This is a genomic window from Roseococcus sp. SYP-B2431, from assembly GCF_004336745.1.
GTDB lineage: Bacteria > Pseudomonadota > Alphaproteobacteria > Acetobacterales > Acetobacteraceae > Roseococcus.
Genome location: NZ_SJXD01000005.1, coordinates 1 through 13,893, shown reverse-complemented (window position 1 = coordinate 13,893; position 13,893 = coordinate 1). Strand labels below are relative to the sequence as shown.

Annotated in this window: 12 protein-coding genes and 1 tRNA gene; all 13 read left to right on the top strand. The window is 66.9% G+C overall.

The window, feature by feature from the left end; genetic code table 11:
• Positions 1-120: hypothetical protein (locus EJV46_RS23385; RefSeq protein ID WP_131546759.1), on the top strand; the 120-nt coding region annotated here is incomplete at its 5' end.
• A gap of 122 nt (positions 121-242) precedes the next feature.
• Positions 243-319, top strand: a tRNA-Trp gene (locus tag EJV46_RS01145).
• A gap of 136 nt (positions 320-455) precedes the next feature.
• Positions 456-647 carry a preprotein translocase subunit SecE gene (gene secE, locus EJV46_RS01140; RefSeq protein WP_165585265.1) on the top strand — a complete coding sequence of 64 codons (192 nt, stop codon included), beginning with the start codon at positions 456-458 and terminating at the stop codon, positions 645-647.
• Between the two features lie 75 nt (positions 648-722).
• Complete coding sequence (gene nusG / locus EJV46_RS01135) at positions 723-1,259, top strand: transcription termination/antitermination protein NusG (RefSeq protein WP_131546758.1); 537 nt, start codon at positions 723-725, stop codon at positions 1,257-1,259.
• Positions 1,260-1,498: 239 nt separating this feature from the next.
• A complete protein-coding gene (gene rplK, locus EJV46_RS01130; protein WP_131546757.1) occupies positions 1,499-1,933 on the top strand; it encodes a 50S ribosomal protein L11 in 435 nt (144 codons plus the stop codon).
• 2 nt (positions 1,934-1,935) lie between these two features.
• A complete protein-coding gene (rplA, locus tag EJV46_RS01125; RefSeq protein ID WP_131546756.1) occupies positions 1,936-2,631 on the top strand; it encodes a 50S ribosomal protein L1 in 696 nt (231 codons plus the stop codon).
• 295 nt (positions 2,632-2,926) lie between these two features.
• The gene (rplJ, locus tag EJV46_RS01120) at positions 2,927-3,442 is read left to right on the top strand and encodes a 50S ribosomal protein L10 (RefSeq protein ID WP_131546755.1); all 516 of its coding nucleotides are present in this window, start codon (positions 2,927-2,929) and stop codon (positions 3,440-3,442) included.
• Positions 3,443-3,540: 98 nt separating this feature from the next.
• Positions 3,541-3,918, top strand: a complete 378-nt coding sequence (gene rplL / locus EJV46_RS01115; protein WP_131546754.1) for a 50S ribosomal protein L7/L12 — start codon at positions 3,541-3,543, stop codon at positions 3,916-3,918.
• A gap of 197 nt (positions 3,919-4,115) precedes the next feature.
• A complete protein-coding gene (gene rpoB, locus EJV46_RS01110; protein WP_131546753.1) occupies positions 4,116-8,303 on the top strand; it encodes a DNA-directed RNA polymerase subunit beta in 4,188 nt (1,395 codons plus the stop codon).
• Positions 8,304-8,385: 82 nt separating this feature from the next.
• The gene (gene rpoC, locus EJV46_RS01105; protein WP_131546752.1) at positions 8,386-12,567 is read left to right on the top strand and encodes a DNA-directed RNA polymerase subunit beta'; all 4,182 of its coding nucleotides are present in this window, start codon (positions 8,386-8,388) and stop codon (positions 12,565-12,567) included.
• 290 nt (positions 12,568-12,857) lie between these two features.
• Positions 12,858-13,229: a 30S ribosomal protein S12 gene (gene rpsL / locus EJV46_RS01100; protein WP_131546751.1), complete on the top strand. Its 372-nt coding sequence runs from the start codon at positions 12,858-12,860 to the stop codon at positions 13,227-13,229.
• An 11-nt stretch (positions 13,230-13,240) separates the two neighbouring features.
• Positions 13,241-13,717 (top strand): 30S ribosomal protein S7, encoded by a 477-nt coding sequence (gene rpsG, locus EJV46_RS01095; RefSeq protein ID WP_131546750.1) that lies wholly within the window; start codon positions 13,241-13,243, stop codon positions 13,715-13,717.
• Between the two features lie 51 nt (positions 13,718-13,768).
• On the top strand, positions 13,769-13,893 hold a 125-nt coding region (locus EJV46_RS01090; RefSeq protein ID WP_240782352.1), incomplete at its 3' end, for a GTP-binding protein.

The following is a 13,893-nucleotide window of genomic DNA, read 5'->3' as shown; positions in this document are numbered from 1 at the left end:
AACGTGTCGATGGACGTGGAGCTGATCGCGCCGATCGCGATGGACGAGGGGCTTCGCTTCGCGATCCGCGAGGGCGGCCGCACCGTCGGCGCCGGCGTCGTCGCCTCGATCGCGAAGTAAGCGGGCGAGGCGGGACTAAAACTGATCCGCCGGGGCTGGACTTTTCCCGGCAATCAGGGTTTTTGTCCGTCGGTTCGCTGAGCTGACGGACACGGACCGACTACCCAGAACCGACTACCCACAGGGGCGTAGCTCAATTGGCTAGAGCGCCGGTCTCCAAAACCGGAGGTTGAGAGTTCGAGACCCTCCGCCCCTGCCAGATTTCTGTCGGCCGCTCCCGGCCCTTCCGGCCCGGAGCGGCCACAATCCAGAAGGCCATGTCGGCGGCACGTTGCAAGACGGCCGCCGACATGCTTTCAGGGGCCGCGAAAGTGGCGCAGTCAGGAATACGAAGTTTGGCCAAGCTCAACCCCGTCCAGTTCTCCCGGGAAGTCCGGCAGGAAGTCGCGAAGGTCACCTGGCCCTCGCGCCGGGAGACGCTGATCACGACCGGCCTCGTCCTGGCCCTGTCCTCGCTGGCGGCCATCTTCTTCCTGGTGACGGATCAGCTGATCCAGCTTGCCATGCGCTGGGTCTTCGGGCTTTAGCAAAGGCGCAACAATTCAGTCGTAGAGTCCGGCGGGTCATTCGGCCCGGCGGACGGCGAAGCGAGGTTCTGGCCGATGGCCGATAAGCGTTGGTATGTCGTGCACGTCTATTCGGGCTTCGAGAAGAAGATCGCCGAGCAGATCCGCGCGCAGGCCGCCCAGTCCGGCCTCGCCGACCGAATCGAGGACATCCTCGTCCCGACCGAGCAGGTCGTGGAGGTCCGCCGCGGCCAGAAGGTCGATACCGAGCGGAAGTTCTTCCCCGGCTACGTGCTGGTGAAGATGGAGATGACCGACGACACCTGGCACCTCGTGCGCGACACGCCGAAGGTCACGGGCTTCCTCGGCGCGCGCAACAAGCCGCAGCCTATCACCGAGGCCGAAGCGATGCGCATCGTGAACGCCATCGTCGAGGGCGCCGAGAAGCCGCGCCGCCCGGCCGTGCTCTTCGAGGTGGGCGAGCAGGTCCGCGTCTCGGACGGACCCTTCACCAGCTTCAACGGCACGGTGGAGGAGGTCGACGAGGAGAAGGGGCGCCTCAAGGTCAGTGTCTCGATCTTCGGGCGGTCCACGCCGGTCGAGCTGGAATACAGCCAGGTCGAGAAGCTTTAGCCGGCCAATTCGGGCCCGGCCGGGGCGCCATGCCGGTCACGCATGCCAAAGGTGTGCCGGCAGCGCTCGGTATCACGTGCCCGGGACTCGACAGGGCGCCCACCACGCTGTAGACGCGCGCCTTCCGGCCGGGGGGCTCGCCCCGCGGCCGCAGAGAAACGCGGGAGGCCCTGCGGCGCGACTAAGCCGCCGGGCCGCCAGCACCGCGGGTCTCTCCACACTATGAGAGGACTTTTCGTATGGCAAAGAAGATCGCCGGCTACATCAAGCTGCAGATCCCGGCCGGCAAGGCGAATCCCTCGCCGCCCGTCGGCCCCGCGCTCGGTCAGCGTGGGCTGAACATCATGCAGTTCGTGAAGGAATTCAACGCGGCGACGCAGCAGATGGAGCCCGGCACCCCGACGCCGGTCGTCATCACCGCGTATACGGACCGCAGCTTCTCCTTCATCACGAAGACGCCGCCCAACACCTATTTCCTCCTCAAGGCCGCCAAGGTCGAGAAGGGCAGCACGACCCCGGGCAAGGGCGCGACCTCCGGCCGCGTGACCAAGTCCCAGCTGGCCGAGATCGCCAAGGTCAAGATGAAGGACATGAACTGCACGGATATCGAGAGTGCGGTGAGCATGCTGGCCGGATCCGCCCGCTCGATGGGCATGACCGTGGTGGAGGGCTGATCATGGCGAAGCTCACGAAGCGCATGAAGGCCCTGGCCGCGACCGTGGCGCCGGAGAAGGCCTATCCCCTCGTCGAGGCGATCACGCTGGCCAAGGCCAATGCGAAGGCCAAGTTCGACGAGACCATCGAGATATCGATGAACCTCGGCATCGATCCTCGCCACGCCGACCAGATGGTCCGCGGCATGGTCGGGCTGCCCAACGGCACCGGCAAGACGGTCCGCGTGGGCGTCTTCGCCCGTGGCCCGAAGGCCGAGGAGGCCAAGGCCGCCGGCGCCGACGTGGTGGGCGCGGACGACCTCGCCGCCTTGGTGCAGGAAGGCAAGATCGAGTTCGACCGCTGCATCGCGACGCCGGACATGATGGCCCTCGTCGGGCGTCTCGGTAAGGTGCTCGGCCCGCGCGGCCTGATGCCGAACCCGAAGCTCGGCACCGTCACGATGGACGTGAAGGGCGCCGTGGCGGCCGCCAAGGGCGGCCAGGTCGAGTTCCGCGCCGAGAAGGCCGGCATCGTCCATGCCGGCATCGGCAAGGCGAGCTTCGACGCCGACAAGCTGGTCGAGAACGCCAAGGCCTTCGTCGAGGCGATCCAGAAGTCGCGCCCGGCCGGCGCCAAGGGCACCTACGTCAAGAAGGTCGCCGTCTCCTCGACCATGGGCGCCGGCGTGTCCGTGGACGTGAGCAGCCTCTCGGCCTGATCGGCCGGGAACGACCAGATTCCTCCCGGGCTCCGGCCCGGGCGGCTTAGGCGGGGCCTCGGCCCTGCCGACCTGTCGGAGATTGCAGGTGCCCTCCTCACGGAAGGGCCTAATGGGCAGCCGCCCGCCAGCATGAGACGGGGAACCGAGATCCGCCCGTTCGGGATTATCCCGGCGGGCATGGCTTGGCTTTCCGGCAACGACAGCGAACGGGGTTGGGGGATGGTCCCCCGGCCCCCGTGTGAACCGGTCGGGGCCCTTCCACAAGGTTCCGGCCACCGACGGAGACGTGACGTTGGACCGTACGGAAAAGCGCGCTTTCGTCGACTCGATGGGTACTGTCTTCGCGCAGACCTCCTTCGTGCTCGTCGCCCGGAACAAGGGCATGACGGTCGCGGCGGTGGACGATCTGCGCCGCAAGATGAAGTCCGCCGGGGCGACGTATAAGGTCGCGAAGAACCGGCTGGCCACTCGCGCCCTCGACGGCACCCGTTTCCAGGGCATCTCGCCCCTGCTGAAGGGCCCCACCGCGCTTGCGTGGTCGGTGGATCCGGTGGCGGTGGCGAAGACGGCCGTGGAGTTCGCCAAGGGCAATGAGAAGTTCGAGATCCTGGGCGGCGCGCTCGGGACTCAGGTGCTGAACGTCGATGGCGTGAAGGCACTGGCCGAACTTCCCTCGCTCGACACGCTGCGCGCGTCGCTCGTGGGTCTGATCCAGACCCCGGCGACCCGCATTGCCGGGGTGGTTCAGGCCCCCGCCGGCCAGCTGGCACGGGTGCTGAAGGCCTACGCGGACAAGGAAGCCGCGTAAGGGCGCCTTCGGCCTTACCGAATCACTAAACCCCTGCCGCGATGGCGTGGTGGGGTTGTCAAGCCACAGTCAAGCCATTAGATCGAAGGAACACACACATGGCCGATCTCGCAAAGCTCGTTGATGAGCTGTCCGCTCTGACCGTCTTGGAGGCCGCCGAGCTCTCCAAGCTGCTCGAAGAGAAGTGGGGCGTCTCCGCCGCCGCGCCGGTGGCCGTTGCGGCCGCCGGTCCGGCTGCCGCCGCCGCTCCCGCTGCCGAGGCGCAGACCGAGTTCACGGTGACCCTTGCCGCCGCCGGCGACAAGAAGATCAACGTGATCAAGGAGATCCGCACGATCACCGGCCTCGGCCTCAAGGAAGCCAAGGACCTGGTCGAGGGCGCTCCGAAGGTCGTCAAGGAGAACGTCTCCAAGGACGAGGCGGACAAGATCAAGAAGGTTCTTGAAGAAAACGGCGCGACCGTCGAGGTCAAGTAACGCCGTCCATGGGGTGCCGGGGCTCCGCGCCGGCGCCTTGTGGCAGTTGTTTCGAAGTCGGGGTGGGTGGCAATCGGGTTCGGTTGCCGCCCCTCTCGCCGTTTTGGGGGCACGGTGCCCCTGAGATGCCTGCGGGGACACGGAATTTTGGCGGCGGGGATTTCTCCGCAGGCCGGCATTAAGGAAGCGGGACACGCATGAACGCCATCAGCAAGTCGTTCACGGCACGCAAGCGCATTCGCAAGAGCTTCGGGCGCCTGCCCGAGGTTGCGCCCATGCCCAACCTGATCGACGTGCAGCGCGCCTCCTACGCGACCTTCCTGCAGATGGAGACGCATCCGGACAGCCGGACGAACACCGGCCTCCAGGAGGTCTTCAAGTCGGTCTTCCCGATCAACGACTTCGCGGGCCGGGGCCGGCTGGAGTTCGTCCAGTACGAGCTCGAGGAGCCGAAGTACGACGTCGAGGAATGCATCGCGCGTGGCCTGACCTACGCCGCTCCGCTCAAGGTCAAGCTGCGTCTCATCGTCTGGGATCTGGACGAGGACACCGGCAGCCGCTCGGTCCGCGACATCAAGGAGCAGGATGTCTACATGGGCGACATGCCGCTCATGACGGACAACGGCACCTTCATCATCAACGGCACCGAACGCGTCATCGTCAGCCAGATGCATCGCAGCCCGGGCGTCTTCTTCGACCATGACAAGGGCAAGACGCACAGCTCGGGCAAGTATCTCTTCGCCGCGCGCGTCATCCCCTATCGCGGCTCCTGGCTGGACTTCGAGTTCGACGCCAAGGACATCTGCTACGTCCGCATCGACCGGAAGCGGAAGCTCCCTGCCTCCACCCTGCTGCTCGCCCTCGACAGCGACGCGACCGAGGCGAAGCGCGTCGAGCGCGCCGCCCAGGGCCTGGAGATGGAGCATTCCGAGATCCGCGGCATGGACGCCGAGGAGATCCTGGGCGCCTTCTACGGCCAGGTGGAGTTCCGCCGCGGCCCGAAGGGCTGGTCGCGCGCCTTCGATCCGGACAGCTTCCGCGGCATCAAGCTGCTGGAGCCGCTGGTCGACGCCAAGACCGGCCAGATCGTGGCCGACAAGGACGTCAAGATGACGCCCCGCGCCGCCCGCAAGATCGTCGAGGCCGGCACCACCGAGGTGCTGGTCGGCCGCACCGACCTGCTCGGCCGCTTCGTGGCCGTCGATCTCGTGAACATGGAGACGGGCGAGATCTGGGCCGAGGCCGGCGAAGAGCTGACCGAGGCGAAGCTCGCGGCCATCGAGGATGCCGGCATCGACGTGCTGCCCACCCTCGCCGTCGACCAGTCGGTCGGCCCGTGGATGCGCAACACGCTCGCGGTGGACAAGAACACCCACCGCGAAGAGGCGCTGATGGACATCTACCGGGTCATGCGCCCGGGCGAGCCCCCGACGCCGGAGACGGCCGAGACGCTGTTCAAGGGCCTCTTCTTCGACGGCGACCGCTACGACCTTTCGGCCGTCGGCCGCGTGAAGATGAACATGCGCCTGGGCTTCTCGCTCGAAGAGGCGCCGGACCATCTGCGCACGCTGCGCAAGCAGGACATCGTCGCCACGTTGCGCGTGCTGATGGACCTGAAGGACGGCCGCGGCTCCATCGACGACATCGACAACCTCGGCAATCGGCGCGTGCGTTCGGTCGGCGAGCTGATGGAGAACCAGTACCGCGTCGGCCTGCTGCGCATGGACCGCGCGATCAAGGAGCGCATGGGCGCGGTCGATATCGACACCGTCATGCCGCACGACCTGATCAACGCGAAGCCGGCGGCGGCGGCCGTGCGCGAGTTCTTCGGCTCCTCGCAGCTCAGCCAGTTCATGGACCAGACCAACCCGCTCTCGGAAGTGACGCATAAGCGCCGCCTCTCGGCGCTTGGCCCGGGCGGCCTGACGCGCGAGCGCGCCGGCTTCGAGGTGCGCGACGTGCACCCGACGCATTATGGCCGCATCTGCCCCATCGAGACGCCGGAAGGCCCGAACATCGGCCTGATCAACTCGCTGGCGACCTTCGCCCGCGTGAACAAGTACGGCTTCATCGAGACGCCCTACCGCCTCGTGAAGGACGGCAAGATCACGGGCGACCCGCGCTACCTCTCCGCCATGGAGGAGGAGAAGCTGGTCGTCGCCCAGGCCGATGCCGAGGTCGACGCCTCGACCGGCGAGTTCCTGAGCGATCTCGTCTCGGTGCGCCAGGGCGGCGACTTCCGCCTGGTGAAGCCGGGCGAGGTGACGGCCATCGACGTCTCGCCCAAGCAGCTCGTCTCGGTCGCGGCAGCGCTCATTCCCTTCCTGGAGAATGACGACGCGAACCGCGCGCTGATGGGCTCGAACATGCAGCGGCAGGCCGTGCCGCTGATCCGCGCCGACGCCCCGCTCGTGGGCACCGGCATGGAGGCGGCCGTGGCGCGCGACTCCGGTGCGGCCATCTCCGCGCGGCGCGAGGGCGTGGTCGACCAGATCGACGGCGCGCGCATCGTGGTGCGGGCGACAGGCGAGGACGGTCAGACCACGGGTGTCGACATCTATCGCCTGCGCAAGTTCCAGCGCTCCAACCAGAGCACCTGCATCAACCAGCGCCCGCTGGTGAAGGTGGGCGACCGCGTCTCCGTGGGCGAGATCATCGCCGACGGCCCGAGCACCGAGCTCGGCGAGCTGGCGCTCGGCCGCAACGTGCTCTGCGCCTTCATGCCCTGGAACGGCTACAACTTCGAGGACTCGATCCTGATCTCGGAGCGCATCGCGCGCGACGACGTGTTCACCTCCATCCACATCGAGGAATTCGAGGTGATGGCGCGCGACACGAAGCTCGGCCAGGAGGAGATCAGCCGCGACATCCCGAATGTGGGTGAGGAGGCGCTCCGCAACCTCGACGAGGCGGGCATCGTCTATGTCGGCGCCGAGGTGCATCCGGGCGACATCCTGGTCGGCAAGGTAACGCCGAAGGGCGAGAGCCCGATGACGCCGGAGGAGAAGCTTCTCCGCGCCATTTTCGGCGAGAAAGCCAGCGACGTGCGCGACACCTCGCTGCGCCTGCCGCCGGGCGTCTCCGGCACGATCGTGGACGTGCGCGTCTTCTCCCGCCGCGGCGTGGACAAGGACGAGCGCGCCATGGCGATCGAGCGCGCCGAGATCGAGCGCCTGGCGAAGGACCGCGACGACGAGCGGGCCATCCAGGAGCGCAGCTTCTACGGCCGGCTCCGCGAGCGGCTGCTAAACCGCAAGGCCAGCGGCGGCTTCAAGGGCGTCAAGGCCGGCACGCCGATCACCGACGAGGTGCTGGAGCAGTTCGCCCGCGCGACCTGGCGCCAGATCGCCGTGACCGACGATGCGGCGATGGTCGAGATCGAGGCGCTGAAGCGCGAGTTCGACGCGGCCGTCGAGCGGCTGCAGAAGCGCTTCGAGTCCAAGGTCGAGAAGCTGCAGCGCGGCGACGAGCTGCCGCCCGGCGTCATGAAGATGGTCAAGGTCTTCGTGGCGGTGAAGCGCAAGCTGCAGCCCGGCGACAAGATGGCCGGCCGCCACGGCAACAAGGGCGTGGTTTCGCGCGTGGTGCCGGTGGAGGACATGCCGTTCCTCGAGGACGGCACCTCGGTCGATCTCGTGCTGAACCCGCTGGGCGTGCCCTCGCGCATGAACATCGGCCAGATCCTGGAGACCCACCTAGGCTGGGCCTGCGCCAATATCGGCCGCGAGGTGGGGGCGCTGGTGGAGGATTTCCGCCGGTCCTCCGCGGTGCGCGACGAGCTGCTGGAGAAGCTGAAGGACGTCTACGGCGAGGAGGTCTTCGAACGTGACATCCTGCCGATGAGCGAAGAGCAGCTGATGGAGCTGTCGGACAACCTCAAGAAGGGCATCCCCATCGCGACGCCGGTCTTCGACGGGGCGCGCATCTCGGACATCGAGGAGATGCTGGGCAAGGCCGGCCTCGACACCTCCGGCCAGATGCAGCTCATCGACGGCCGCACGGGCGAGCTCTTCGAGCGCAAGACCACGGTCGGCTACATCTACATGCTGAAGCTGCACCACCTGGTCGACGACAAGATCCACGCGCGCTCGATCGGCCCCTATTCGCTGGTCACGCAGCAGCCGCTGGGCGGCAAGGCCCAGTTCGGCGGGCAGCGTTTCGGCGAGATGGAGGTCTGGGCGCTCGAGGCCTACGGCGCCGCCTACACGCTGCAGGAAATGCTCACGGTGAAGTCGGACGACGTGTCCGGCCGCACCAAGGTCTACGAGGCGATCGTCCGCGATCAGGACAGCTTCGAGGCCGGCATTCCGGAAAGCTTCAACGTTCTGGTGAAGGAGCTGAAGTCGCTCGGCCTGAACGTGGACCTGGAAAACCGCGGGTCCTGAGTATGACGGACGGGACGCCTGACGCGCCCCGTCCTCCCCCATGCATGGCCCGGCGCAAGCGCCGGGCGGAGAGCGAGGCGGCATGAACGAGCTGATGAAGATCCTGGGCCAGACCGGCCAGGCGATGACTTTCGACCAGATCAAGATCTCCATGGCGTCGCCGGAGCAGATCCGCTCCTGGTCCTATGGCGAGATCAAGAAGCCCGAGACGATCAACTACCGCACCTTCAAGCCGGAGCGGGACGGGCTGTTCTGCGCCCGCATCTTCGGCCCGATCAAGGACTACGAGTGCCTGTGCGGCAAGTACAAGCGGATGAAGTTCCGCGGCATCGTCTGCGAGAAGTGCGGCGTGGAAGTCACGCTCGCCAAGGTCCGGCGCGAGCGCATGGGCCATATCGAGCTGGCGGCGCCCGTCGCCCATATCTGGTTCCTGAAGTCCCTCCCGAGCCGTGTCGGCCTGATGGTCGACATGACCCTGAAGGAGCTGGAGAAGGTTCTGTACTTCGAGTCCTACGTCGTGCTCGAGCCGGGCCTGACCGACCTCAAGCTGCATTCACTGCTGAACGAGGACCAGTTCGTCTCCAAGCAGGACGAGTTCGGCGAGGACGCCTTCCGCGTCGGCATCGGTGCCGAGGCCGTGAAGGAGATCCTGCATGGCATGGAGATGGCCAAGGACGGCGTGCGCCTGCGCGCCGAGCTGAAGGAGACCACCTCCGAGGCCAAGCGCAAGAAGCTCGTGAAGCGCCTGAAGCTGATCGAGGCCTTCAACGAGTCCGGCGCCCGTCCCGAGTGGATGATCCTTGACGTCGTGCCGGTCATCCCGCCCGAGCTGCGCCCGCTGGTGCCGCTGGACGGCGGCCGCTTCGCGACCTCGGACCTGAACGACCTCTATCGCCGCGTCATCAACCGCAACAACCGCCTGAAGCGGCTGATCGAGCTGCGCGCGCCCGACATCATCGTGCGCAACGAGAAGCGCATGCTGCAGGAGTCGGTGGACGCCCTGTTCGACAACGGCCGCCGCGGCCGCGCCATCACGGGCGCCAACAAGCGCCCGCTGAAGTCGCTGTCCGACATGCTGAAGGGCAAGCAGGGCCGGTTCCGTCAGAACCTGCTCGGCAAGCGCGTGGACTATTCGGGCCGTTCGGTCATCGTGGTGGGTCCCGAGCTGAAGCTGCACCAGTGCGGCCTGCCGAAGAAGATGGCGCTCGAGCTCTTCAAGCCCTTCATCTACTCGAAGCTTGAGAAGTACGGCCACGCCAGCACCATCAAGCAGGCGAAGCGGATGGTGGAGAAGGAGCGTCCCGAGGTCTGGGACATCCTGGAAGAGGTCATCCGCGAGCACCCGGTCATGCTGAACCGGGCGCCCACGCTGCACCGCCTGGGCATCCAGGCCTTCGAGCCCGTGCTCGTCGAGGGCAAGGCGATCCAGCTGCACCCGCTGGTCTGCACCGCCTTCAACGCCGACTTCGACGGCGACCAGATGGCCGTGCACGTCCCCCTGAGCCTCGAGGCTCAGCTGGAGGCGCGCGTGCTGATGATGTCGACCAACAACATCCTCTCGCCCGCGAACGGCAAGCCGATCATCGTGCCGTCGCAGGACATCGTGCTCGGCCTCTACTACCTCAGCATCGACACGCCCGAGTTCCGCGCGGCCGAGGACGACAAGGCTCCGCGCATCGCCGACATCGGCGAGATCGAGCACGCCCTGTCCGTGGGCGCGCTGACCATCCACAGCAAGATCCTGACGCGCCGCGCGACGGTCGATGCCGATGGCAAGCCGGTCGTCGAGCGGGTGATCACGACGCCGGGCCGCATGCTGATGGGCGCGCTCCTGCCCAAGCACCCGGCGCTGCCCTTCTCGCTGATCAACCGCCTGCTGACGAAGAAGTCCATCTCGGACGTGATCGACGCCGTCTACCGCCATTGCGGCCAGAAGGAGTCGGTGATCTTCGCCGACCGCCTGATGGGCCTGGGCTTCCGTCACGCGGCCAAGGCGGGCATCTCCTTTGGCAAGGACGACATGATGATTCCCGCCGAGAAGGAGGGGCTCATCGCGACGACCAAGGCCGAGGTGAAGGAGTTCGAGCAGCAGTATCTCGACGGCCTCATCACCTCGGGCGAGCGCTACAACAAGGTGGTCGACGCCTGGTCGCGCTGCACGGATTCGGTCGCGACGGCGATGATGAAGGAGATTCAGAAGCAGGAGATCGGCAAGCCGACCAACTCCGTGTGGATGATGTCCCACTCCGGCGCGCGTGGGTCGCCGGCGCAGATGCGCCAGCTGGCCGGCATGCGCGGCCTGATGGCCAAGCCCTCGGGCGAGATCATCGAGCAGCCGATCATCTCGAACTTCAAGGAAGGCCTCACCGTCCTCGAATACTTCAACTCGACGCACGGCGCCCGCAAGGGCCTCGCCGACACCGCGCTGAAGACGGCCAACTCCGGCTATCTGACGCGCCGCCTGGTCGACGTGGCGCAGGACTGCATCATCATGGAAGATGATTGCGGGACCGAGCGCGGGCTGAACGTGCGCGCCATCATGGATGGCGGCGACGTGGTGTCCTCGCTCTCCGAGCGGATCCTGGGCCGGACGACGCAGGAAGACGTGATCGACCCGGCGACGGGCGAGATCATCGTCGGCGTCAACCAGCTGGTCGAGGAGGCCGATGCCGAGCGCATCGAGAAGGCCGGCGTGGAGGGGGTGAAGATCCGCTCGGTGCTGACCTGCGAGTCGCTCCAGGGCGTCTGCGGCCATTGCTACGGCCGCGACCTGGCCCGCGGCACTCCGGTGAACATGGGCGAGGCGGTGGGCGTCATCGCCGCCCAGTCCATCGGCGAGCCGGGCACGCAGCTGACCATGCGCACCTTCCACATCGGCGGCGCGGCGCAGCGTGGCGCCGAGCAGTCGGCGGTGGAGGCCACGGTCGACGCGACGGCCAAGCTCTTCAACCTCCAGCTCGTGACGAACAGCGCCGGCGCGCCCATCGTCATGAGCCGCAACTGCGAGGTTGCGCTTCTGGACGCCAATGGCCGCGAGCGGGCACGCTTCCGCGTGCCCTACGGCGCGCGCATGCTGATCACGGACGGCGTCAGCGTCGTGCGTGGCCAGAAGCTCGCCGACTGGGATCCGTTCACGCTGCCGATCATCACGGAGCGCGAAGGCAAGGTCGAGTACAACGACCTCATCGAGGGCATCACCCTCGTCGAGCGTACCGATGACGTGACGGGCCTGACCTCCAAGGTGGTGGTGGACTACAAGTCCTCGACCAAGTCGGTGGACCTGCGCCCGCGCATCGTCATGAAGGACGCCCGCGGCGAGATCATGAAGCTGCCCAACGGTGCGGAGGCCCGCTACTTTCTCAGCCCCGACACGGTGCTGAGCGTGGACAACGGCGCCACGGTCGAGGCTGGTGACGTGGTGGCCCGTATGCCCCGCGAATCCTCGAAGACGCGTGACATCACCGGCGGTCTGCCGCGCGTGGCGGAGCTGTTCGAGGCCCGCCGGCCGAAGGATGCCGCGATCATCAGCGACATCGACGGCCGCGTGGAGTTCGGCAAGGACTACAAGGCCAAGCGCCGGGTCATCGTGAAGAGCGAGCCCATGGGGGACGAGCCGCCGATCGAGCGCGAGTACCTGGTGCCGAAGGGCAAGCACGTCTCGGTGCAGGAGGGCGACTATGTGAAGGCGGGCGACCCCCTGGTCGACGGGCCGCGCGTGCCGCACGACATCCTGCGCGTGCTGGGGGTCGAGGCGCTGGCGAACTACCTCGTCAACGAGATCCAGGACGTCTATCGGCTCCAGGGCGTGAAGATCAACGACAAGCACATCGAGGTGATCGTTCGCCAGATGCTGCAGAAGGTTGAGATTCTCGACGGCGGCGACACGACCTATCTCATCGGCGAGCAGGTGGACCGCTTCGAGTTCGATGCGGAGAACGAGAAGCGCAATCGGGTCGGCGAGCGTCCCGCGCGGGCCGAGCCGGTGCTGCAGGGCATCACCAAGGCTTCCCTGCAGACGCAAAGCTTCATCTCGGCGGCGTCCTTCCAGGAGACCACACGCGTGCTCACCGAGGCGGCCACGGCCGGCAAGGTGGACACCCTGGGCGGCCTCAAGGAGAACGTCATCGTGGGCCGCCTGATCCCGGCTGGGACGGGCTCCGTGATGAACCGCCTAAAGATCCTGGCGGCGAAGCGCGACAGCGGGCGCCTGCCCACGACGCCGGCACTTCCCGAGCCGGAAACGAGCCCCGCGGCCGCCGAGTAGCGGCATGCGGAAAGGGCGGGGGCCGCGTCTGCCTCCGCCCGGCGAATCACCCCCCTGGTCGCTTGACTCTGGGCGGGGGGGTGAGTAAGACGCGCAACTCGCCGGGACGATCAGTGATGGTCTCTTGGCATGTTGGTTCAAACGCCTTGCTTCGGTCGCCACGATCTCCGCTTCGGGGATTGTCCAGGCCCGGGGTTGACGCGGTGGCCCGTTCGGAGCGCGAAAGCGCCCGTCGGGCTCTGTGTCGTTTGGCGGACGGATCGCACAGAACGGGTTTACGAAGGGGCGTCATGCCGACGATCAACCAGCTCATCGCGCAGGGGCGCGAGCCGCGCCGTAGCCAGAACAAGGTTCCGGCCCTCGAAGGCTGCCCGCAGAAGCGCGGCGTCTGCACGCGCGTCTACACGACCACGCCGAAGAAGCCGAACTCGGCGCTGCGTAAGGTGGCCAAGGTGCGCCTGACGAACGGCTTCGAGGTCGTGAGCTACATCCCTGGCGAGGGCCATAACCTGCAGGAGCACTCCGTCGTGCTGATCCGCGGCGGCCGCGTGAAGGATCTTCCGGGCGTGCGCTACCACATCCTGCGCGGCGTGCTCGATACGCAGGGCCTGCCGAAGCGGCGCAAGCGGCGCTCGCTCTACGGCGCCAAGCGGCCGAAGTGAGGAACTGAGAGATGTCTCGTCGTCACCGCGCGGAAAAGCGCGAAGTCCTGCCGGATCCGAAGTTCGGCGACGTCGTTCTCAGCCGTTTCATGAACGTGCTGATGTACGACGGCAAGAAGAGCGCCGCGGAAGGCATCGTCTATGCCGCTATGGACACGCTGAAGCGGAAGGGCGGCGCCAATGCCGATCCGCTTCGCCTGTTCCACGAGGCGCTGGACAATGTGAAGCCGGCCGTCGAGGTGCGCTCGCGCCGCGTCGGCGGTGCCACCTACCAGGTGCCCGTCGAGGTCCGCCCGGAGCGGCGCCAGGCGCTGGCCATTCGCTGGCTGATCGACGCCGCCCGCAAGCGTGGCGAGAGCACGATGGAGGAGCGCCTCTCGGCGGAGCTGATGGACGCGGTGAACAACCGCGGCACGGCCGTCAAGAAGCGCGAAGACACGCACCGGATGGCAGAGGCCAACAAGGCCTTCAGCCACTACCGCTGGTAAATGCGCGCCTGCGGGCGCTGGTAACACCCCTTTCGGATTGGATGCACGACGATGGCCAAGGCGAAGTTTGAGCGGAACAAGCCGCACTGCAACATTGGGACGATCGGCCATGTGGACCATGGCAAGACGTCGTTGACGGCGGCGATCACGAAGGTGCTGGCGAAGTCGGGCGGCGC